Origin of the sequence: Streptomyces sp. NPDC051183 (genome assembly GCF_040682455.1) — a bacterium.
Taxonomy (GTDB): domain Bacteria; phylum Actinomycetota; class Actinomycetes; order Streptomycetales; family Streptomycetaceae; genus Streptomyces.
Genome location: NZ_JBFBBA010000003.1, coordinates 219,719 through 239,330, shown reverse-complemented (window position 1 = coordinate 239,330; position 19,612 = coordinate 219,719). Strand labels below are relative to the sequence as shown.

Sequence of the window (19,612 nt, the reverse complement as noted above, 5' to 3'; positions counted from 1 at the left end):
ACAGGAACTGACCTTCTATGTAATGTCACATCGCATGATGATGCCGTTACGCCGTGCGGCCCTCGCCGCCGCCATGCTCGGGGTTGCCGCCCTGCTCCCGCCCGTCACCGCACACGCGGACACCGCACCCGCCTGCCTCACCGCCGCACCGGCGCCCGACCCGGAGCAGGGCCGCCTCGCGGACCCGCGGACCGCCGCCTTCCCGGAGCGGGCCGCACTCGACACCTTCGTACGCCGCTTCCCGGCCGCCCTGTGCGGCATCAGGAACGCCACCGAGGCCGAGCGGCTCCTCGACGCGTGGGGCGAAGGGCTGTGGCAGGCCGCGGTGAACCGCGCCCAGGGCCGGCGCCCCGGCGGCGACCTGGCCGCCGGGGACGACCGGCCGCTGTACTGGGCCAGGCTGGCGATGACCGTCCAGCTCGCCCGCTGGCAGCCGGCGTTCGCCGTCGACCGGCAGGCCCTGCGCAGCAGGTTCGAGGACGCCTCCCGCGGTCTGACCGCCAACGAGTTCCGCGCCGTGCCCGGCGTACGACGGATATTCGTCAGCGGATTCGACCCGTTCGGACTGGACGCCGAACTGCGCCGGGCCAACCCCTCGGGCTCCGCCGCCCTCCAGCTCAACGGCCGCCGCGTGACCCTGGCCGACGGCACGGTGGCGGAGTTCCGGGCGGTCGTCCTGCCCGTCCGCTACGCCGACTTCGACGCCGGCATCGTGGAGCGCGCCTACGGCCCGCGCCTGGCGGCCGGTCCGCGTGCCGCCGACATGATCACCAGCATCAGCCAGGGCTACCCCGGCCTGTTCACCCTGGAGGCCTGGGCCGGCCGGGCCCGCTCGGCCGACCCCTACCCGGACAACGCGCGCGCCCTGTCCGGCGGTACGTACGACCGGCCCGTCACCGCGCCGGGACTCGGACCGGGCGCGGAGTTCCTCCGGACCAGCCTGCCCACGGACACCATGACCGCCGTCCAGAGCCCGTACCCGGTGCGGCTGAACACCGCCGTCACCGAGATCCCGGCCGGGGCGCAGGCCCCGGTGGACCGCGAGGACGGACCCACCCCGGGCTCGCGCGCCGTGGCGGGCGGGGGCGGCGGCTACCTCTCCAACGAGGTCGCGTACCGCTCCAACCGGCTGCGCCTCGAACTGCGCCCCCAGCTGCCCGGCGGTCACCTGCACACCCCCGTCCTCACCGGACTGCCCGCGGACCGGGCCCAGTTGACCGGCGCCGACTTCGAACGGAACGAGAACGCGATCACGGCGCAGGTGCTGGCCGTACTGCGGCACTCCCGCTGAGGCACCGCGCCCTCAGCCGGTGGCCCGCAGGGCCGCCGTGTGCGCACGCACCTGGGCCGGGGTCAGGTACGCACCCGTGTGCTCGAACTCCCGCAGCGTGGGCGGCTTCGCGGACTGGAAGCCGGTCCGGACGAAGTCGTCCCCGGCCACCGCGTTGATCAGCCAGTTCGTCATGACCCGGGTCTTGGCCACGTTCGTGCGCAGCGCCGACCAGTGGTACCCGCGGGCCACCGCCTGGGCCGGGAGGCCGCGCAGGGCGATGCCCAGCGGCTTGGAGACGGCGTCCGCGCCGCCGAGGTCGACCACCAGCCCCAGGTCCTTGTGCACGTACGGCCGCAGCGGCTGGTGGCGCAGCGTGGCGACGATGTTGTCGGCGAGCGTGCGCCCCTGGCGCATGGCGTGCTGTGCGGTGGGCGGGCAGAGCGCCCCGTCCTCGCCCTTGGCGAGGTCGGGGACGGCGGCCGAGTCACCCAGCGCGAAGACCCCGGGTGCGCCGGGCACGGTCATCTCCGGGGTCACCACCAGCCGGCCGTGGTCGGTCCGCGCGTCCAGGGTCCCGATCAGCGGGCTCGCGACCACCCCGGCCGTCCAGACCAGGGTCCGGCTGGGCAGCACCCGGCCGTCGGTCAGCGTCACCTCCCGGGGACCCGCCTTGGCGATGCTCACGCCGAGGGACACCTCGATGCCGCGCCGGCGCAGGATGTCCAGGGCCGTCCGCCCGAGGTCGTCGCCGAGTTCGGGCATCAGCCTGGGTGCCAGGTCGAGCAGGTGCCAGGTGATCTGGCGGGGATCCAGGCGCGGGTAGCGCTTCACCGCGTGGTGGGTCAGCCGCTGGAGGCAGGCAGCCGTCTCGGTGCCGGCGTAACCGCCGCCGACCACGACGAAGCACAGCCGGGCGGCGCGCTCCGCCGGGTCCTCGCAGGCATCGGCCAGGTCGAGCTGGGCGATGACGTGGTCGCGCAGGTACGCGGCCTCGGCCAGGGTCTTCATGCCCCGCGCCTGCTCGGCGAGTCCGGGGATGTCGAAGGTGCGGGTGACGCTGCCGGGAGCCAGGACCAGCTGGTCGTACGCCTGCTCGACCACCTCGCCGGTGATCTTGCGGATGATGCAGATCCTGGCTCCGGGGTCCACGCCGATCGCGCCCCCGGGGATGATCCGGGTCCGGTGCCGCCGGCTGCGGCGCAGCGAGACGGCTATGGACTGCGGGGTCAGCACTCCGGACGCCACCTGCGGCAGCAGCGGGAGGTACAGCTGGTAGGAGTCGGGGGTGACCACGGAGATCTCCGCCTCCGACGGGGACAGTCTGCGTTCCAGTCGGCGCAGGCACTCGACGCCGGCGAAGCCGGCGCCCACCACGAGGATCCTCGGTCGTACCACGGTGTCCGTCCTCTCTCGGGCCCGGCAGGTCAGTACTGCGCCTGCCCGGTCCGGGACGGGTGTGCACCTCCCGGGGCGCCGCCGCGGGAGAGTTGGCCGGAACCCGGCACCGCCCGGCTCAGTGGTCGGAGTAGCTGAAGTCGCCCATGGTCCAGGCGCTGACGTCCTCGATCGCGACGCGGTACATCCCGCCCGTCTCGGGGATCCCGATGCTGCCCTGCAGGATCCGCGCCACGTGGAAGTGCAGGTGCGTGGGAGGCCCGGCCCGGTCGGGCCGATCCGCCGTCCGGGCCGTGGCGAAGACCCCGGAGAACGGCCCCAGGTGCTCCGAATCCGTCAGGACGTCCGAAACGCGCTGCCTCCAGACGGCTTCGGGAGCCAGCCGCCCGGTGATCACCGCACCACCCACGACGACGGTCAGGGACATCTGATTGCTGCGCTCGGACTCCACGGTCGTGGCGATGTCAACGAGCAGCTCGTCAGGCTTCGACATGGGACCCGATTCTATTCAGTCGGTGCGGCCGGCGTGCCGGTATCCGTTGCCCATACTGCTCACGGGGGCGGCGGCAGGCCCTTCGCGCGGGCGATGACCAGGGCGACGTCGTCGTGGTCGTCCGCCCGCCGCAGGGAGTTCAGCAGCCGGTCGCAGGTCTCCTCCAGCGGCCGGCCGGCCTCGGCGAGCAGCTCCAGCAGCACGGCGAGGCGGTCGTCGATGGACTGGTCGCGCACTTCGACCAACCCGTCGGTGTAGAGGACCAGTTGGTCACCCGGCTCCATCCGCACCGTGGTGGACTCGAAGGGTACGCCGCCCACGCCGAGCGGTGTGCCGGTGGGCAGGTCGAGCAGCCGGGGGGCCTGCCCGGCGCGGATCAGGACGGGCGGCAGGTGTCCGGCGACGGCTATCCGGCACTCGCCGGAGTGCGGGTCGTAGACCGCGTACACGCAGGTGGCGATGGTCTCCTCCAGCGTGGCGGTGGCGCGGTCGAGCTGCTGGAGCACCTCGGCCGGGTCGAGGCCGAGTTCGGCGAGGGTACGGGTGGCGGTGCGCAGCTGTCCCATGCCGGCGGCGGCGTTGATGCCGCTGCCCATGACGTCCCCGACCACCAGGACGGTCGTGTCGTCCGGGCGGGGGATGGCGTCGAACCAGTCGCCGCCGATCTCGCTGGTGGCCGCGGCGGGCCGGTAGCGGGAGGCGACTTCGAGGCCCGGGGTGTGCGGCGGGTGGTGGGGGAGCAGGTGGTGCTGGAGGGCGAGTGCGGTGTGGTGCGCGTTGCGGTACCAGCGGGCGTTGTCGATGCAGACCGCCGCCCGGGCGGCGAGTTCACCGGCCAGGATGATGTCGTCCTCGTCGAACGGCAGCGGGTTGCGGGTGCGTTTGAGGTCGAGGGCGCCCAGTACCTCGCCGCGGGCGATGAGCGGCACGGCCAGGTAGGAGCGCAGGCCGGCGCGGGCCAGCATGGCGCCGGCTTCCTCGTTCCGGGCGATGCGCGAGATGTCGTGGGCCTTCACGTGGGCCACGAGCACGGGATGGCCCGTGGTCACCGACCGGGTGACCAGCCGGTCGGCCTCGTAGCGCGCGATGTCGCCCGGCGGATCCGCGGCGCGCACGGCCTCGCTGGGGTAGGCGGCCGCGACCGCGAGGGCCCGGAACACGGCCGGCTCGTGGTCGGAGGACCTCAGGCTCGGGCGGCCGTCGAGGACGGAGTCGAGGATGTCGACCGCGGCGATGTCGGCGAGCTCGGGCACGACGACGTCGGCCAGCTCGCGGGCGGTCAGGTCCAGGTCGAGGGTGGTGCCGATCCGTACGGTGGCGTCGGCGATCAGGGCGAGCCGCCGGCGGCTCCGGGCGATCTCCTTGGCGGCCTGATGGCTCTGGGTGACGTCCACGACCGAGGTGGCCAGGCCCAGGACCTGCCCGGCGGCGTCCTCCAGCCGGTAGTACGACACCGACCAGGCGTGTTCGTGGTGCTTGTCGCCGTGGGTGTGGCCCGCGGTGAACTGCTCGACCAGCGGCGTGCCCGTGGCCAGGACCTGGCGCATCGCCGATTCGACGGCGCCCGCGTCGTCGAGGAAGGACAGGGCCTCGCGCACTCCGCGCCCGATGTGGTCGGCCGCGGGCAGCCCGTTGATCCGCTCCAGCGTCGGATTGACCAGGACGTAGCGCAGGTCCGTGTCCAGTACGGCGAGCCCGATCGGCGACTGCGCCACCAGCCGCGCCGAGAGGGCCAGGTCCCGCTCCAGGTCCCGCAGCCTGGTGCGGTCGGTCGCGATCCCCAGGGCGTATGTGTCCCCGTGCTCGTCCAGCAGCCGCATGTTGCGGAACTCCACCAGGTGGCTGCTGCCGTCCTTGTGCCGCACCGGGAAGGCGCCGGCCCAGTCCCCAGCGCCCCCCATGACCCGCGCGAACAGTTCCAGCACGAGCCCCAGGTGCTCCTTGGCCGCGAGCAGCTTGGCGGCGGGCCGGCCGAGCGCTTCCCTGGCCGTCCAGCCGAAGAGCTGCTCGGCCTGGGGGCTCCACAGGGCGATGCGGCCCTTCGCGTCGAGTACGACGGCTGCCACGTTCAGTACGTCGAGCAGCCCGCTCGGCGGGGACACCCCGGCCTGGAGGGGCCCGGCGGGCCCGGCGTCGGGCGGCCTGCCGTGCGTATCGGACGCATCCATCGCCGAGCTCCCTTCCGGCCGGGTCGCGGGCCACCTCCCATCGTCCCTCCGTACGCCCCCCACGGCCCCCGGACGCCCGAGCACCGCCGGAGAGCGCCGCGGAGCGGCCCCGGAGCGTGCCCCGGCCGAAAATGCGCGACGGTTTGGGTGATCTTTTCCTCTGGTGACGGTGCGTGTCGTCCGTGTAGCGTGACGGTAGCTGTCGTGGTTCGAAGTGCCTTCTGCCCGCGTCTTCTCGGTGCGGGCAGTCTTGCTGTGTTGTGCCGTTGGACCAAGGCGATCACCTCTGCCTCCCGCGCAGTGCTGGGGGCTTTCATCGACTGGAAGGCATGAACATGGCTACGGGAACTGTGAAGTGGTTCAACGCGGAGAAGGGCTTCGGCTTCATCGCCCAGGACGGCGGCGGCCCGGATGTGTTCGCGCACTACTCGGCGATCAACGCCACCGGGTACCGCGAGCTCCAGGAGGGCCAGGCCGTGACGTTCGACATCACGCAGGGCCAGAAGGGCCCGCAGGCGGAGAACATCACCCCCGCGTGACCCCAGGCCGGCCCGCCGCGTCCGCACGACGGGCGCAGAACCGTTTCCTCGCCCGACTCGGGTGAGGCGCGGCCCGCGGCGGCCGGTCCGGGCCGGGGCCGCGTGCCCCGGCCCCAGTGCTGACTCAGTCCCGGTGGAAGAGGTCTTCCGCCGGGACTGACGGCTGTCCGGGGGCTCTGGGAGGCTCCCGCCCCTGCTGGACCCACTGCCGCGCGAGGGCGTCGTAGATCGGCGAGTCGGACGCCTCCTGCGGCGGACTCGATGCCGCCGGGTCCGGTGCGGCGTCGGCAGAAACGTTTCCTGTCTTCTCCATACGGAGCCCAACGAGCCGGACGACTCGCGGGAAACCCGTATCCCCCGAGCGGGGGATACGGATCACGCCCGTGCATGATCCCCGGCCGCGGGCAGCCGGACAGGCTTGTCGCATGGCGATCAACGAGACGCACCAGGCGAAGACGATGAGCACGGCGATGAGCACGGCGACGAACACGGCAACGGCAGGGACGGCGACCGAGCGCCCCGTCCCGCGCTGGGCCGTGACGGTCGCCCGCCTCATCCCCCTGATAGGCCTGCCGGTGTGCCTGTGGCGGCTGCCCGTCGGATTCGGCTTCCTCATGGGGATGGACGTCCCCCGCGCCCAGCAGCCGCTCTGGCTGACGGTGCCCTACGTCCTCACCCTGAGCCTGCTGTCCGAGGCGTTCGCACTGCTCTGCTCCGGCCTGGTGAGGCGGTGGGGCGAGGTAGTGCCCGACGCCGTCCCGGTGTTCGGCGGCCGGCGCATCGCGCCGTCCGTCGTGATCGTGCCCGCGACCGTCGCCGGGCTCGCCCTCACCCTGCTGACCGTCGACTGGGTGCTCTGCATCCTCGGCATCGCCGGGTTCTCGGACGTCGGGTACACCAACGGCTGGTGGCGCGCGCTGGCCGCGACGGTGAGCGGTCTGTTCGCCCTGTGGGGCCCGCTGGTGCTCGCCCTGACCTATTCCTACTACCGGCGACGGTGCGGACCGGCCAATTGAGACGCCGCATGGCCAACGTTCCCTCACCCGGCGCACCCGGTGGCTTACGATCTCGGCGGACGGTCACGTCCTGCGACCGCCGCCCATCCTGCCCCAGTGGAGGTCACCCGTGTTCAGGACGGCCGAAGGACACCGCAGTCACCGCAGCACCCTCCGCGGCCGCTCCCGCATCCGCGCCGCGGCCGGTGCCGCGGCCGCCGCGGGGGTGTTCCTCGCTGCCGGCTGTTCGTCCGGCGGCGCCGGGAAGGGGGAGGCGGCCGGCGGCGTGCCCGTCGTGGAGAAGGGCAAGCTGACCACCTGCACCCATCTGCCCTACCCGCCCTTCCAGTTCGAGCAGGACGGCAAGGTCGTCGGCTTCGACGTGGCCCTGATCGACCTGGTCGCGAAGAACCTCAAGGTCGAGCAGAAGATCCTCGACACGCCCTTCGAGAACTTCAAGACCGGAGCCTTCCTGAACTCCGGCGAGTGCGACCTCGCCGCGGCCGGCATGACGATCACCGACGAGCGCAAGAAGAACGTCGACTTCTCCATCCCCTACTTCGACGCGACCCAGGCGCTCCTCGCGACCAAGAAGAGCGGCATCACCTCGCTCGCCGACGTCAAGGCGAAGAACAAGAAGCTCGGCGCCCAGGCCGAGACCACCGGCGAGAGCTACGCCAAGGCCCAGGGCTTCAACCCCGTCGCCTTCGAGAGCTCGGACGCCGTCCTCAACGGTCTGCGCACCGGGCAGGTCGACGCGGTCGTCATCGACTACCCCGTCGTCCAGGGCTGGCTCAAGGACCAGAAGAACGCCGGTGAATTCGCCCTCGGGCAGAGCATCGACACCGGTGAGCAGTACGGCTTCTCGGTGAAGAAGGGCAACACCGCCCTGCGCGCCGCGATCGACAAGGCGATCACCGACGCCAAGGCCGACGGCACCTACAAGAAGATCTACGAGCAGTGGATCGGCCCGCTGCCCCAGGCCGCCTCGTGACCTCTCGGCTGACCCGGCGGCAGCGGCGCCGTGTCTGGCAGGGCGTCCAGTACGCGGTCTTCGCGGCCGCGCTGGTCGTACTGGGCGTCCTCGCCGACTGGGACCGGCTGCAGAACCAGTTCGCGCAGAAGGACCTGGCCCTGCGGCTCTTCCCGGAGATCATCACCCTCGCCCTGCGCAACACCGTCGTGTACACGCTCTCGGGGTTCGTCTTCGGCCTTGTGCTGGGCCTGGTCATCGCCATGATGCGGCTGTCGTCGGTGGCCCCCTACCGGTGGGTCGCCGGCATCTACATCGAACTGTTCCGGGGCCTGCCCGCCCTGCTCATCTTCATCTTCGTGGGCGTGGCCGTGCCGCTCGCGTTCCCCGGTACGGAGATCCCCGGCGGCACGTACGGAAAGGTCGCGCTCGGCCTCGGCCTGGTCGCCGCCGCGTACATGGCTGAAACGATTCGGGCCGGCATCCAGGCCGTCCCCAAGGGCCAGATGGAGGGCGCGCGTTCGCTGGGCTTCTCGCACGGCCGCGCCATGGTATCGGTGATCATCCCGCAGGCGTTCCGCATCGTCATCCCACCGCTCACCAACGAACTGGTCCTGCTGTTCAAGGACTCCTCCCTGGTGCTCTTCCTGGGCGTGACGCTGGAGGAGCGGGAACTGACGAAGTTCGGCCGGGACCTCGCCAGCCAGACCGCCAACTCCACCCCGATCCTCGTCGCGGGCCTGTGCTACCTCCTCGTGACCGTGCCCCTGAGCTTCGTGGTGCGCCGTCTAGAGGCCCGCGCGGACAAGGCCACGTGAGGACGAGATGTCACAGAAGACGAGGCCGCCGGAGACGGCGGCCGCCGACCGCCCGGAGATCGAGATCCGGGGCCTGCACAAGTCCTTCGGGGACAACCACGTCCTGCGGGGCATCGACCTCGACATCGCCCGCGGCGAGGTGGTGTGCGTCATCGGGCCCTCCGGCTCGGGCAAATCGACGCTGCTGCGCTGTGTGAACCTGCTGGAGGAACCCAGCGAGGGCCGGGTCTTCGTCGGCGGTACGGAGGTCACCGACCTCGACGTCGACATCGACGCCGTACGCCGCCGCATCGGCATGGTCTTCCAGCAGTTCAACCTGTTCCCGCACGTGAACGTCACCGAGAACCTCACCCTCCCGCAGCGGCGGGTGCTGGGCAGGGACAAGACCCGGGCCGCCGAGGTCGCCCGGCACAACCTCGCGCGCGTGGGCCTCGTCGACAAGGCGCAGGCGTATCCGGCGCAGCTCTCCGGCGGCCAGCAGCAGCGGGTGGCGATCGCCCGGGCCCTGTCCATGGACCCGGAGGTGATGCTCTTCGACGAGCCGACCTCCGCGCTCGACCCCGAACTCGTCGGCGAGGTGCTGTCGGTGATGCGGGTGCTGGCCGGCGAGGGGATGACGATGATGGTGGTCACCCACGAAATGAGCTTCGCCCGCGAGGTCGCGGACCGGGTCGTGTTCATGGACGGGGGAGTGATCGTCGAGCAGGGGCCCGCGGCGCAGGTGGTCGGCCGTCCGAGCCACGAGCGGACGAGGAACTTCCTCAACCGCATCCTGGACCCGGCGGCCGCCCCGCCGCCCGTCGCAGACGGCCCGCCCGGAGCCTGAGGCCCCGGGCGGACTCCCGTCAGGCGAGCGCCGCGGCCAGCAGGGCGGCGGTCTTCGCGACCAGCGGGTTGTCCGCGGCGGCGTCGGGCAGGTGCTTGGTCGTCAGGACGGCCATGACGATCGGCGCCCGGCCGGGCGGCCAGGTGATGCCCGTGTCGTTGTTCGTCCCGTACTTGCCGCCACCGGTCTTGTCCGCCAGGACCCAATCGGCCGGCAGGCCCTTGCGGAAGCGCTCCTTACTGGTCGTGTTGGCCAGCAGCCAGCCCCGCAGCAGCGCCCGGTCCCCGGGTGCGAGCGCACCGCCGAGAGCGAGGCGCTCGTACGTCCGGCCGATGGCGTGCGGGCTGGTGGTGTCCGTCACCCGGTCCGGCTCCGCGGAGTTCAGCGCGGGCTCCCAGCGGTCGAGCCGCGTGACCCCGTCCCCCACCGAACGGCAGAAGCCGGTGATCGCACCGGGCCCGCCCAGCTCGCGGAGCAGCAGGTTCCCGGCCGCGTTGTCGCTCTGGCAGATCGTGGCGGCGCACAGCTCCCCGACGGTCATGCCGGCGGCCAGGTTCTCGGGCAGCCCGGTGACCGGGCCGTACCCGGAATCCGTCACCTCCTGCTGCGTGTAGTGGATCCGCTTGGCCAGGAACTCCCCGTCCCGGTCCTTGTCGCGCAGGACCGCGGCGACCGCGAGGGTCTTGAAGAGCGAGCACATCGGAAAGAGCTCGTCCGCCCGGTACCGCACGGTGCGCCCGGTGGCCGTGTTGCGGGCGTACACGCCCAGCCGGGCGGCGTGCTCCCCCTCCAGCGCGCGCAGCTCGCGCAGGATCCCCTCCTGCCGCGCCGGCGCCGCGTACGCCGTACCGCCCAGGGACATCCCGGTCAGTGCCGCTCCGGCTCCGGCCGCCAGTACGGCTCGTCGGGACGGTCGGGCTCCTGAGGTCTCCACGATGCGCTCTCCCCTTCTGATGGTCTTCAACTGTCGGCCTGCTGAGGTCCGTATAGAGATCAGGACGCACCGCCGGCACCTTTGGTTCGCTCTGGCATCATTTGGCTCGATTCGGCGCGGCGCGGTCCGGTAGCCGTCCGGGCGCTCTAGCCTCGGCTCATGGCTGACACGTTCGAGCACACCCCCGAGGTGTGGACCGCGGCGAAACTGCGCGACGCCCTCTCCGGTCTCCCCGACGAGACCCCGATCCACATCGGCGTCGCGGACGGGCCCGGCGACTTCGCCGGGTACGGAGAGTTCGTCCTGGTCAACGCGGAACCGGTGGAGCTGGACCCCTCCGACGAGGAAGCCGCCCACGGCGGACCCGAGGTCCAGTTCACGCTCTTCGCCGACGCCAAGGCGGGTGCGTACTACCTCGACCTGGACTGACCGCACCGCGCTCCTGATGTGATCACCGGCCAGCCGGAATACACTGGGCGTGCGTGTGCGCCAGAGCCCAGCAGCGGCAGTACCCCGGAGCCGTCCATGACCCCCCACAGGTCCGCGCGGTCGGCGACCGCGGACGATTTGCTGACCAGGCTCGGGCGGCTCACCGCCCAGGCCCGGGAAGGGGCCGAGCTCCAGCAGGCCCGGGTCGAGCTGGCCGAGGCACTGCAGCGCGAGATCCTGCCCAAAACGCTGCCGGCCCTCCCCGGGCTGCGTACGGCGGCCCGGTACGCGCCCGCCCGGCACGGCCTGAGCATCGGCGGCGACTGGTACGACGGCTTCCAGCTGCCCGAGGGGGCCCTGGGCTTCTCCATAGGCGACGTGGAGGGGCACGACGTGGAGGCAGCCGCCTTCATGGGGCAGGTACGGATCGCCGTGCGGGCGGTCGCCGCGGCCGCCGCCGACCCGGGCGAGGTGCTCAGCCGGGCCAACGACCTCCTTCTCTCCGTGGACTGCGACCTCTTCGCGACCTGCACCTTCGTCCGGTTCGACCCCGAGGCCTGGGAGATCCAGAGCGCCCGCGCCGGCCACGTACCGGGGGTGTGGGCCACGACCGACGGCCAGTACGGCGTGGTGGAGGACGAGGGAGGCCTGCCGCTCGGCATGCTTCCGGGCTCGCGGTACCCCGTGACCAGGCGCAGGCTGACGGCCGAGGGCTCGTTCATCCTGGTCACCGACGGGGTGGTCGAAGGCCCGAGGTTCCCGATCGAAGCCGGTCTGGAGCGCGTGGCCGAGGCGGTCCGGGCGGGGGCGGCCGCCGACCCGGGGGACCTCGCCGCCGAGGTGATGAAGGTCGCCGACTCCACCGGCCACGAGGACGACGCCGCGGTCCTCGTCCTGCGCCACGAGGCGTTTCCGGGTCCACCACGGGTGACGCGGAGTGCGGCGTAGCGCGTGTCACGTACGCGCGGCGGGCGCGGCTGTCGTCTGATGAGGTCATGCGCACCGAGGGCTTCCGACGTCCGTGCCTCACAGGGCTTTGGATCCTTGCCGTCGCCGCCGCCTACTTCGCGGGCGGACGGATCGGACTGCTCCAGCAGGTCGTGCTCGACGGCGCCGTCGTCACACCCCTGTGGCCGCCCAGCGGCATCGCCGTCGCCTGCCTGCTCTGGCTGGGGCTCCGCGTCTGGCCGGGGGTCGCGATCGGTGCCTTCCTCGTCATCCAGTCGATCAGCCCGATGGATCCCGTCGGTCTCGGGATCGTCGCGGGCAACACGCTGGCCCCCGTGTGCGCCTGCCTCATGCTCCGCGCTGTCGGCTTCCGCACGGCGCTCGACCGGCTCCGGGACGGCCTGGCGCTGGTCTTCCTGGGCGGCCTGCTGCCGATGCTGATCAGCGCCACCGTCGGGGCCTGGCTGCTGGAACTGACCGGCAGCCTGCCGGGGGGCGGATTCTGGACCGTGTGGTGGACGTGGTGGGCCGGTGACGCCATGGGCGTGCTCGTGATCACGCCGCTGCTCCTGGTCCTGCGCGGGGCCCGCCTGTCCGACGACGTCTACCGGTGGGCGGAGGCGGCCCTACTGCTCGTCTCGGCCGTCGCGATCACCCTGCTGGCCACCAGGAGCGAGCTGGCGCTCCTCTTCCTCGTCTTCCCGCTCCTCATCTGGGCCGCCCTGCGCTTCCAGACGGCGGGGAGCGCTCCGTGCATGCTGCTCGTGTCCGTGCTGGCGAACTCGGCGGCGATCGACCAGCGCGGACCCTTCGTCGACCACACCCTGGTCGAGGGCATGGCCAACCTCCAGGCGCTCAACGGCAGCGCTGCCCTGACCTCCCTGCTGCTGTCGGCGCTCGTCACCGAGCAGAACTCCATCCGGCTGAGGATCGAGCAGGCCTGCCTGGACCTGGCCGAGGTCGTCGACCAGCTCTCCTCCGGGAAACCGGCTTCCCGTTGGCCGCCACCGGGGGAGTGACGGCCACGCGAGAGGTCAGGCGATGCGCCACTGCTGGTACGTCGAGCCGTTGGCCGGCTGCTGGGTGACCAGGGCCCCGTCCGCGCCGGACGCCGTGGTCAACAGGAGCGTGCTCTTCTTGTTCGCCACCGAGTAGCCGCCGGCGCCCACCGGCGTGATCTTCCAGCGCTGGCTGTCACTGCCCGTGCACGTGCTCTGGACCACGGCCGCGCCCGCGGCGGTCGAACCGCCGGAGACGTCCGCGCAGAGCTTGGAGGAGCCGTTGACCATGGTGTGGCTGCCGTCGCTGCCCGGGATCAGCTGCCACTGCTGGTTGGGCCCGCCGTGCGGTGTCCAGGTGATCAGCTGGGTGCCGGGGATGCTGGAGCTCGCGGGGTCGTCGAGCGCCCTGCCGGCCGCTGTGAGCGTCCGGACCCCGCTCAACGGGCCGCCGTACACCTCGAATTCGTACAGCGAGTAGCCGTACGAGGTGCCGCGCTGGGTGCCGTACACGCGGATGAAGCGGCCCGATCCGGTCAGGCCGGTCAGGTCCTGGACCCCGCCGGTGCCGGCCGTGGCGGAGTGGACGGTGCGCCAAGTGGTGGCGTCGTCCGAGAGCTGGATCTGGAAGGCCTTGCCGTACGCCGCCTCCCAGCGCAGCACCACCCGGTTGACGCTCTGGACGGAGCCGAGGTCGACCTGGAGCCACTGCGGGTCGCTGTAGGCGCTGGACCACCGGGTGCCGGGGTCGCCGTCGGTGGCCGAAGCCGCGGGGAAGTTCGCCGTCTCGGTGCTGGAGGCGGTGGTCGGACGGCCCAGGGCCAGGTTGCCGGGCTGCGAGAGGCCGGGCCAGGCGGGGTTGTGGCCGATGGCCGCCGCGATCGGGGTGAAGGCGGCGTACGTCGAAGTCAACTTCGGCGAGCCCCAGGTCTGTTGGGCCAGTGCGCGCAGCGGGTACATGATGCCGGCCGCGATCTGCGTCTCGGTCTCGGCGTTCGGATTGTCGCACCAGACGTGGATCAGCGAGCCGGGGTTCTTCGCCGGGTCGGACAGGGTGCTGCCGCCCTCGAAGCGGTCCGGGGTCCAGGTCTCGTACATCCACTTGGTGTCGGGCTTCGCGCCGCCGAGCACGTAATAGGTCGGCGTCCAGGACTCGTTGGCGACGATGTGGCCGGCGTCGGCCAGCTGCTGGGGCGTGAGCCCGTAGCTGTACCAGTACTCGACGAGGATGCCGGCGTTCGGTTTGACCGTCCCGTCACCGGACTTGATGCCGTCGTTCCACATCCGGGTGGTCTTGCCACCCGCCCGGACCAGGTCGTCCGCCCAGTTGACGAACCCGTAGTAGGTGTCCTTGGCGGTCGCGTTCGCCCCGTAGTGGGAGCGGGCGTAGCTGAGCAGCTGCGGGTACTTGCCGTAGTCGGTGACGTACTCGTCCGCGCCGATGTGCCAGTACGGGGCCGGGAACAGCGGCAGGTACTCGTTGACCAGGTCCTTGATCAGCGCGTACGAGGCGGGCAGCGAGAGGTCGATGAAGTCGGGGCTGACCGTGCCCGAACTGCTCTTGAGCTTGAGCTCGGGGTGCGCGGCCAGGACCGCGTTCATGTGCCCGGGGGTGTCGATCTCCGGGACGATGGTGACGTGGTATTTGTTGCCGAGCGCGACGAGGTCGGCGATGTCCTGCTTGGAGTAGTGGTCGGTGGAGACGATCTCCGGGTGGGTGGAGCTCTCCAGGCGGAAGCCGTACGTGTCCGACAGGTGGAAGTGGAAGTAGTTGAGCTTGAGGTAGGCCAGCTCCTTGATGTGCTGCTTGAGCCAGTCGACGGTGAAGATCTTCCGCCCCTGGTCGACCATGAGCCCGCGCTCGGACTTGGTGGGCCAGTCGACGGCCGTGCCGGCCGGCACCGAGGCGGACTGGCGGAGCAGTTGCAGGACGCTGCGGGTGCCGTAGAAGGCGCCGGCGTCGGTGCCCGCCCGGACGGTGAGGGATCCCGCGACGGTCATCCGGTAGCCCTCGGCGGGCAGGGTCGTCTCGCCGAGCCCGAGTCCGATGTCGCCGGCCGCGGCGCTTCCGGTGACGACGGCCACGCTGCGGCCGGCCAGTGCGCCCAGGTCCTCGGCGAACGTGGCGGCCTCGTCGCCGAGCTGGGCGGCGTGGGCGGGGTCGACGACGATACGGCTCGTGTCGGTGAAGGTGTACGTGCCGGAGCCGGCGGTCCATTGGCGCAGCGCCGGAACGGTCTGCGGCGGGCCGGCGGCCGCTTCGGCCGGGGTGACGGCGGGTAAGGCGAGCGCGGACACCGCGCAGGCGGTGGCGATCAGGAATCTCAGCAGGCGCATGGAGTGTCCCCGAGTCGTGAGTGGGGGGCTAAGGGGGGCACAAGTGCAGCGCAGCACCGAGCGCATGTCAATAGATGCTCGAAACCAGGCCGAAGCACGCATCATTGCGCAGGAGTGCAGCGGTGTGCAGTACGCCGGACCTTCAGCGTTTCAGGGCCCGGTACCGCCGCAGGAGGGCGATGATCTTCTGCTGGTCGGCCGCGCCGTTGAGCTCGACCAGCAGGTCGTCCGGGCACAGTTCGTAGAGGTCGCCCCACCATTTGCGCCCCCGGTTGTCCCATATTCGATAGCCGCCCGGCACGCCCCTGGCGACGTATCGTCGTCTGCTCACGCGTCCTGGTCCCCCCTCTTGGTCGGTATGTCCTCCGGTCCCGGAAGCTACCCGCGGAGGCTCGTCGGTGCACCCGGATATCCGGCGGGCCGGGCCCGCGGCCCATGGGGCCGCTCCGTCGTGCCGAGGGTCGAAGGGGGCTACCGTGAGCCGCATCCGTTGTCCGGTCGGGGTGTTGGCGATGGGAGAGGTCGGTGGGGGCGATGCCGGAGGCGACGGGGCGGGGTCCGGGTACGGGGCCGGGTTCGAATGCGAGTGCGGAGTTCGCGGGCTTCTACCGGGCGCGGGCCGCTCCACTGGTCGCGTTCCTGTGCGTGAGGGGCGCAGGGCCGGCGGACGCCGCCTCCGCCGCCCAGGACGCGATGGCCGCCGCCCGCTGCTGGACGGGACGTGTCCCGGACCTGCGGACGTGGACGTACCGGGCCGCCGCCGGCGGCTCGCGGGGGCGTGCCGTGCCGGAGAGCCCCTTGCTGAACTCGTGGCGGAACGCGAGCGGCGCGTGCGGATCCGTGCCGGCCAGGGTCGCCGCCGCGCTCGCTCCACTGGCCGGACTCGACCCGCGGTAACGGCGGGTGCTCGCCCTGGCGATGGAGTCCGTACCCCCGGGCGAGATCGGCTACGAACTGACCCTGCCCGCACACGAGGTCCACCGGACCCTGCGCGACGCCGGCGAGTTGCTCGGGGCGGCCCCGCCCGACGCGTTGGATGCCCGACTCGGTGCCCTCCGGGCCGAGTTGGCAGCCGCGCTGGAACCCGTGCTGGACCTGGAAGCGGGCCTCGCCCGGCTGAGCGGTGCCATCGGCTCCCGGCTCCCGGTGCCGCCGTACGGTGCTCCCGAACCGGCCGCCCCGCGCCCCGGCGAGGTCGGCGCGCCGGGTTCGGGGCTACGGGCCTACGCCGCCGGCCTGGCCGCGCGCGGCATCCCGTACCGCATGGTGGAGCGGGCGCGCTTTCCCGTGGCGGAGCTGGCGGCCGTCCGCCTCGGTGCGCTGTTCGCCTTCCACACGGACCGCTTCCGGCGCGACGCCGAACGGTCCGGCTTCCCGAACTCCGCCTGCGACTTCACGGCGGTCGACGCCCGCGCGTTCGCCCGCGCCCTGGCCCGGGACCTCGCGGGCGCCGCGCCGCTGTTCGGTGCCGTGACCCGCTCCGACGCCGTACGCCGGGCGCACCACCTGGCGTCGAGCCTGGAACGCGACGACCCCCACACGAACGAGATCGCCCACGACGGCATCGACCTGGCCCTGGCACTGGGCGAGTTCCGGCGGCGGTCCCTGGACCTGGCCCTGCAGGCGCTCTCCCCCCGGCGCGGCGAGGGCTCCGCACTGGCCGAAGCGCTGAGCCGCTGCGCCTTCGACGCAGAGCGGGTGATCGTGCAGCTGAGGACGCTGAGCAGTGACCTCTCCGCCGCCGAGTCCACGCTCCCCGACGGCGTGTACGTCGACATGGCCCGGGACTTCGCCGCGCACGAGGCCTACCACTTGGACCTGATCCACGGCATCGACGCGGCCCGCGACGCACTGTCCGAAGGGGCGGCGGCCCGGTCGGGCCCCTGATTCAGCCGGCCGTCAGCGCGTCGCGGACGATGGCCGACGCGGCGCGGGCGGCGGCGCGCACGGGGGTAGTGTCGTGCGCCGCGCGGCCCAGCATGAAGGCGCCCTCCAGCAGTGCGATCACCGAACTCGCGGTGGCCCGGGCCGTCTCCGGAGCCATGCCCGCACCCGCGTAGAAGGCGGCCAGTGCCTCGGTCCAGGTGCCGAAGACCTCCGCCGTGGCGAGGCGCAGCCCCTCGTGCGTACTGGCGACCTCCAGGGCCACCGTGGCGACCGGACACGGGTCGGCGAACTCCAGCTCCCGGAGCGTCTCGGCGGCCCCCTCGAACGCCGCGGCGGTCGCGCGCGCCGGATCGGCACCCGGGTCCGGGAAGAGCTGCCCGATGAGCTCCAGATGGGCGGCGCCCGAGGTGCGGACGACCTCCTCGCCCAGCTGTGCCTTGCCGCCGGGGAAGAAGTGGTACGCCGAGCCGTACGGCGCCCCGGCCGTCGTGACGATCTGCTTCATGCCCGTGGCGGCGTAGCCCTGCCGCCGGAACAGCTCCGTGGCGGCCGTCACGATCCGCGCTCTCGTATCGCCGGTGACTCTCATGTGGGCTAGTCTCTCACTAGATCGATCTATCAAGTACCTGCCGGGGGAGGGCGCGTGCCGGAAGTCGAGTTGAGTGCCGGAGCCATCGAGTACACCGATACGGGAACGGCCGGGGGTGCGGGGGAGACGATCGTGCTCGTCCACGGGCTCGCCTTCGACGGAACGGTCTGGGACGACCTCGTGGCCCTCCTCCGCGGCGACTTCCGCGTCGTGGTCCCGAACCTCCCGCTCGGCAGCCACCGTCGGCCGATGCGGCCGGACGCCGACCTGTCCGCCCAGGGTGTCGCGAACCTGCTGGCCGAATTCCTGGAACGCCTGGACCTGCGGCAGGTGACGGTCGTTCAGAACGACGCGGGAACCGCGCAGTTGCTGGTCGGCGTGCACGACGAACGCGTCGCCCGCCTGGTGCTCACGTCCTGCGAAGCCCTGGAGAACTATCCGCCCGGGATCCAGGGCCGCACGCTCGTGGCCGCCAACCGGCTGCCCGGCGGCCTGTTCCTGCTGCTCCAGACCTTCCGCGTGCCGTTCCTCGCGGCGATGCGCAGCTCGCTCGGCGGCATGACGGCGCGCGGGATCCCGTATGAGCGCGTGCGCCACTGGTACGGGCCGCTGCTCACCGACCGGGCCATCCGCAGGGACCTGGCCCGCTTCCTGACGGCCACGGAGAAGGACACCTACCTCCGCGCGGCCGAACGGCTCCGCGGGTTCGACCGGCCCGCGCTGGTGGCCTGGGGAGCGGAGGACCGGATGATGCCCGCGTGGACCGGACGCCGGCTCGCCGCACTGCTGCCCCGGGGGCGGTACGTGGAGATCCCCGGAGCGGGGACCCTCGTCCAGCTGGACAATGCCCCGGGGCTGGCCGAACAATTGCGCGGGTTCATCTCCGAGACCCCACCGGCAGACCAGGACCGATCGGAGCACGCACCCCACTGAGGGCTTCCCGCCAAGATGAGCAAGACCCCGGACCCGTTCGCCCCGCCGTCCGCCGCCGCGACGGCCCGGCCGGCGGACCAGGATCCCGAGCCACAGCCACAGCTCGAGCCGCAGCCCCAGCCCCAGACCGGCGACCGGGGCTCGGATCGCCTCCGGCAGGTCCACGACCAGGCCCTGCCCCGCCCGTTCGAGGGGACCCTGGCCCCGGGCGCCACCGCCACGGCCGCCTTCGGCTTCCTCACCGGCCCGGGCGCGCAGGAGCTGACCTTCGAGATCTCCCCGGGCCTGACGGCGTACGACGGCCACACCTGGACGGGCCGTCTGCCCTGACAGGGGTGGGGGCGCGGCGCGCTACGCGTCCGCCCCCGGAACGAGGACCACGGTGGAGTCCAGGCCGCCCTTCTTGCGTACGGGCACGAGGTTCCTCAGCCCCGGCATGCGCAGCCGCGCCCGTACTCCGAAGGACGCCACGACCGGCGCACCGGCAGGCACGCTCACCAGGAGTCGCAGCTCCCGGTTGGAGTGCAGATAGCTGCCGCCCTTCGCGGCGAAGTCCCAGTACGCCTTGTGGAAGCCGGTCCCGGACGCGGTCACGGTCGGGAAGTGGACGGTTCGCCTGCGGGTCACCTCCGGCGTCGCCGAAATGTCGACGGCGCTGAACAGCGTGGCGAAGGCCAGCCCCGCACCGACCCGCGTCTCTACCTCGACCGCGGTGTCCTCGACCTGGTCGGGGACCATGTCGTGGATGACCGCGCCCGGGGTGGCCGTCAGGTCGACGACGAGCCGCGACCAGACGAACCGGCATTCGGGGTGGGCGTGCACCACGAGCATCAGGCCGATGTCATAGGCGGCGCGGCCGGGGCCGGGCGCGTCGGCGGGCGCCGGTGTCCGTACCGCGACCCCGATGCGGTTCTCATGGCCCAGCAGCCGCAAGGTCCGCTCCTCCGCGGCGGTGTACTCGGACCGTGCGTCCTCCTGTTCGTCCACGTCGAGCGCGAACTCTTCGACCAGGGTGAAATCGTCATCGTCCACGTGTGCTCTTCCCGTTTTCCTCGTACGTCGGACCGTGCGGCGGAT

Annotated in this window: 21 protein-coding genes; 13 read left to right on the top strand and 8 right to left on the bottom strand. The window is 72.1% G+C overall.

Going from position 1 to position 19,612, the window contains the following annotated elements:
• Positions 1 to 22: 22 nt before the first annotated feature.
• A complete protein-coding gene (locus AB0M99_RS04330) occupies positions 23 to 1,291 on the top strand; it encodes a pyroglutamyl peptidase (protein ID WP_365917124.1) in 1,269 nt (422 codons plus the stop codon).
• Between the two features lie 12 nt (positions 1,292 to 1,303).
• On the opposite strand, the gene AB0M99_RS04325 is transcribed toward AB0M99_RS04330, so the two are convergent.
• From AB0M99_RS04325 to AB0M99_RS04315, 3 genes are all read right to left on the bottom strand, one after another.
• Positions 1,304 to 2,668 carry an NAD(P)/FAD-dependent oxidoreductase gene (locus tag AB0M99_RS04325; protein WP_365917123.1) on the bottom strand — a complete coding sequence of 455 codons (1,365 nt, stop codon included), beginning with the start codon at positions 2,666 to 2,668 and terminating at the stop codon, positions 1,304 to 1,306.
• A 118-nt stretch (positions 2,669 to 2,786) separates the two neighbouring features.
• A complete protein-coding gene (locus tag AB0M99_RS04320) occupies positions 2,787 to 3,161 on the bottom strand; it encodes a hypothetical protein (protein WP_365917122.1) in 375 nt (124 codons plus the stop codon).
• A gap of 59 nt (positions 3,162 to 3,220) precedes the next feature.
• Positions 3,221 to 5,329, bottom strand: a complete 2,109-nt coding sequence (locus AB0M99_RS04315; RefSeq protein WP_365917121.1) for a SpoIIE family protein phosphatase — start codon at positions 5,327 to 5,329, stop codon at positions 3,221 to 3,223.
• A 335-nt stretch (positions 5,330 to 5,664) separates the two neighbouring features.
• Here AB0M99_RS04315 and AB0M99_RS04310 point away from each other — a divergent pair, with 335 nt between their 5' ends.
• The 5 genes from AB0M99_RS04310 to AB0M99_RS04290 all read left to right on the top strand — a co-directional run bounded on the left by AB0M99_RS04310 (position 5,665) and on the right by AB0M99_RS04290 (position 9,480).
• On the top strand, positions 5,665 to 5,868 hold the full coding sequence (locus AB0M99_RS04310; protein ID WP_150521945.1) for a cold-shock protein: 204 nt from the start codon (positions 5,665 to 5,667) through the stop codon (positions 5,866 to 5,868).
• Positions 5,869 to 6,293: 425 nt separating this feature from the next.
• Entirely contained in the window at positions 6,294 to 6,884 is a 591-nt protein-coding gene (locus AB0M99_RS04305; RefSeq protein WP_365917120.1) for a hypothetical protein, read from the top strand.
• Positions 6,885 to 7,053: 169 nt separating this feature from the next.
• A complete protein-coding gene (locus AB0M99_RS04300; protein ID WP_365917162.1) occupies positions 7,054 to 7,857 on the top strand; it encodes an ABC transporter substrate-binding protein in 804 nt (267 codons plus the stop codon).
• Complete coding sequence (locus AB0M99_RS04295; protein WP_365917119.1) at positions 7,854 to 8,654, top strand: amino acid ABC transporter permease; 801 nt, start codon at positions 7,854 to 7,856, stop codon at positions 8,652 to 8,654. Before AB0M99_RS04300 ends, AB0M99_RS04295 begins: the two co-directional genes overlap by 4 nt.
• A gap of 7 nt (positions 8,655 to 8,661) precedes the next feature.
• Complete coding sequence (locus tag AB0M99_RS04290) at positions 8,662 to 9,480, top strand: amino acid ABC transporter ATP-binding protein (protein ID WP_365917118.1); 819 nt, start codon at positions 8,662 to 8,664, stop codon at positions 9,478 to 9,480.
• 19 nt (positions 9,481 to 9,499) lie between these two features.
• Here the strand turns inward: AB0M99_RS04290 and bla are convergent, their stop codons facing one another.
• Entirely contained in the window at positions 9,500 to 10,414 is a 915-nt protein-coding gene (gene bla, locus AB0M99_RS04285; protein WP_365917117.1) for a class A beta-lactamase, read from the bottom strand.
• A gap of 159 nt (positions 10,415 to 10,573) precedes the next feature.
• On the opposite strand from bla, the gene AB0M99_RS04280 reads away from it, so the two are divergent.
• The 3 genes from AB0M99_RS04280 to AB0M99_RS04270 all read left to right on the top strand — a co-directional run bounded on the left by AB0M99_RS04280 (position 10,574) and on the right by AB0M99_RS04270 (position 12,810).
• On the top strand, positions 10,574 to 10,843 hold the full coding sequence (locus AB0M99_RS04280; protein WP_365917116.1) for a DUF6225 family protein: 270 nt from the start codon (positions 10,574 to 10,576) through the stop codon (positions 10,841 to 10,843).
• 96 nt (positions 10,844 to 10,939) lie between these two features.
• A complete protein-coding gene (locus tag AB0M99_RS04275; RefSeq protein ID WP_365917115.1) occupies positions 10,940 to 11,791 on the top strand; it encodes a PP2C family protein-serine/threonine phosphatase in 852 nt (283 codons plus the stop codon).
• A 47-nt stretch (positions 11,792 to 11,838) separates the two neighbouring features.
• Positions 11,839 to 12,810: an MASE1 domain-containing protein gene (locus AB0M99_RS04270; RefSeq protein ID WP_365917114.1), complete on the top strand. Its 972-nt coding sequence runs from the start codon at positions 11,839 to 11,841 to the stop codon at positions 12,808 to 12,810.
• Positions 12,811 to 12,825: 15 nt separating this feature from the next.
• On the opposite strand, the gene AB0M99_RS04265 is transcribed toward AB0M99_RS04270, so the two are convergent.
• Together AB0M99_RS04265 and AB0M99_RS04260 are read right to left on the bottom strand one after the other, a co-directional pair.
• On the bottom strand, positions 12,826 to 15,126 hold the full coding sequence (locus tag AB0M99_RS04265; protein WP_365917113.1) for a family 20 glycosylhydrolase: 2,301 nt from the start codon (positions 15,124 to 15,126) through the stop codon (positions 12,826 to 12,828).
• A gap of 142 nt (positions 15,127 to 15,268) precedes the next feature.
• Complete coding sequence (locus AB0M99_RS04260) at positions 15,269 to 15,457, bottom strand: hypothetical protein (protein ID WP_365917112.1); 189 nt, start codon at positions 15,455 to 15,457, stop codon at positions 15,269 to 15,271.
• A 194-nt stretch (positions 15,458 to 15,651) separates the two neighbouring features.
• On the opposite strand from AB0M99_RS04260, the gene AB0M99_RS04255 reads away from it, so the two are divergent.
• Together AB0M99_RS04255 and AB0M99_RS04250 are read left to right on the top strand one after the other, a co-directional pair.
• Positions 15,652 to 16,023 carry a hypothetical protein gene (locus AB0M99_RS04255; protein ID WP_365917111.1) on the top strand — a complete coding sequence of 124 codons (372 nt, stop codon included), beginning with the start codon at positions 15,652 to 15,654 and terminating at the stop codon, positions 16,021 to 16,023.
• Between the two features lie 21 nt (positions 16,024 to 16,044).
• The gene (locus tag AB0M99_RS04250; protein WP_365917110.1) at positions 16,045 to 17,013 is read left to right on the top strand and encodes a hypothetical protein; all 969 of its coding nucleotides are present in this window, start codon (positions 16,045 to 16,047) and stop codon (positions 17,011 to 17,013) included.
• A gap of 1 nt (position 17,014) precedes the next feature.
• Here the strand turns inward: AB0M99_RS04250 and AB0M99_RS04245 are convergent, their stop codons facing one another.
• The gene (locus AB0M99_RS04245; RefSeq protein WP_365917109.1) at positions 17,015 to 17,602 is read right to left on the bottom strand and encodes a TetR/AcrR family transcriptional regulator; all 588 of its coding nucleotides are present in this window, start codon (positions 17,600 to 17,602) and stop codon (positions 17,015 to 17,017) included.
• 54 nt (positions 17,603 to 17,656) lie between these two features.
• Between AB0M99_RS04245 and AB0M99_RS04240 the strand changes: the two genes are divergently transcribed.
• A complete protein-coding gene (locus AB0M99_RS04240; protein WP_365917108.1) occupies positions 17,657 to 18,535 on the top strand; it encodes an alpha/beta fold hydrolase in 879 nt (292 codons plus the stop codon).
• Between the two features lie 15 nt (positions 18,536 to 18,550).
• Positions 18,551 to 18,865: a hypothetical protein gene (locus AB0M99_RS04235; RefSeq protein ID WP_365917107.1), complete on the top strand. Its 315-nt coding sequence runs from the start codon at positions 18,551 to 18,553 to the stop codon at positions 18,863 to 18,865.
• A gap of 21 nt (positions 18,866 to 18,886) precedes the next feature.
• Here the strand turns inward: AB0M99_RS04235 and AB0M99_RS04230 are convergent, their stop codons facing one another.
• On the bottom strand, positions 18,887 to 19,567 hold the full coding sequence (locus tag AB0M99_RS04230) for a hypothetical protein (protein ID WP_365917106.1): 681 nt from the start codon (positions 19,565 to 19,567) through the stop codon (positions 18,887 to 18,889).
• Positions 19,568 to 19,612: the final 45 nt, after the last annotated feature.

What these genes read in the sequence shown, in the direction of transcription:
- AB0M99_RS04235 (WP_365917107.1), top strand. Translation starts at nt 18,551, where the DNA reads ATGAGCAAGACCCCGGACCCGTTCGCCCCGCCGTCCGCCGCCGCGACG.
- AB0M99_RS04305 (WP_365917120.1), top strand. Translation starts at nt 6,294, where the DNA reads ATGGCGATCAACGAGACGCACCAGGCGAAGACGATGAGCACGGCGATG.
- AB0M99_RS04310 (WP_150521945.1), top strand. Translation starts at nt 5,665, where the DNA reads ATGGCTACGGGAACTGTGAAGTGGTTCAACGCGGAGAAGGGCTTCGGC.
- AB0M99_RS04320 (WP_365917122.1), bottom strand. Translation starts at nt 3,161, where the DNA reads ATGTCGAAGCCTGACGAGCTGCTCGTTGACATCGCCACGACCGTGGAG.
- AB0M99_RS04275 (WP_365917115.1), top strand. Translation starts at nt 10,940, where the DNA reads ATGACCCCCCACAGGTCCGCGCGGTCGGCGACCGCGGACGATTTGCTG.
- AB0M99_RS04330 (WP_365917124.1), top strand. Translation starts at nt 23, where the DNA reads ATGTCACATCGCATGATGATGCCGTTACGCCGTGCGGCCCTCGCCGCC.
- AB0M99_RS04280 (WP_365917116.1), top strand. Translation starts at nt 10,574, where the DNA reads ATGGCTGACACGTTCGAGCACACCCCCGAGGTGTGGACCGCGGCGAAA.
- AB0M99_RS04315 (WP_365917121.1), bottom strand. Translation starts at nt 5,329, where the DNA reads ATGGATGCGTCCGATACGCACGGCAGGCCGCCCGACGCCGGGCCCGCC.
- AB0M99_RS04245 (WP_365917109.1), bottom strand. Translation starts at nt 17,602, where the DNA reads ATGAGAGTCACCGGCGATACGAGAGCGCGGATCGTGACGGCCGCCACG.
- AB0M99_RS04265 (WP_365917113.1), bottom strand. Translation starts at nt 15,126, where the DNA reads ATGCGCCTGCTGAGATTCCTGATCGCCACCGCCTGCGCGGTGTCCGCG.
- AB0M99_RS04270 (WP_365917114.1), top strand. Translation starts at nt 11,839, where the DNA reads ATGCGCACCGAGGGCTTCCGACGTCCGTGCCTCACAGGGCTTTGGATC.
- AB0M99_RS04250 (WP_365917110.1), top strand. Translation starts at nt 16,045, where the DNA reads ATGGAGTCCGTACCCCCGGGCGAGATCGGCTACGAACTGACCCTGCCC.
- AB0M99_RS04290 (WP_365917118.1), top strand. Translation starts at nt 8,662, where the DNA reads ATGTCACAGAAGACGAGGCCGCCGGAGACGGCGGCCGCCGACCGCCCG.